Annotated in this window: 1 protein-coding gene; it reads right to left on the bottom strand. The window is 51.9% G+C overall.

Annotated elements, in window-relative coordinates; genetic code table 11:
- On the bottom strand, positions 1–285 hold a 285-nt coding region (locus tag DW640_RS22955; protein WP_147326407.1), incomplete at both ends, for a ParA family protein.

The following is a 285-nucleotide window of genomic DNA, read 5'->3' on the forward strand; positions in this document are numbered from 1 at the left end:
TGCTGCGGGTCGTCGCAGTCCACGACGGCGACATTGTAGCCTTTCACGTTGTGCAGGTAGCTGGCGGCAAGTGCCGTGACAGTGGATTTGCCGATGCCACCTTTCTGTGTTGCGAATGCAACGAAGATTTCCTTACTCATAGTTCCATTTATTTTAATTGTTGATGATTTGTTTTTCTGTTTCCATACGGATTTGGCTGTCGCACCATCCGCTTCCGTGACTACACACGCAGGCGGGTCGTCGCGTATCCGGTTCTGTGGTGAAGCGGTGCGTCGGACAAATGGT

Source organism: Bacteroides sp. AM23-12 (assembly GCF_003434395.1).
In the GTDB taxonomy this organism is placed as follows: Bacteria; Bacteroidota; Bacteroidia; order Bacteroidales; family Bacteroidaceae; genus Bacteroides; species Bacteroides thetaiotaomicron.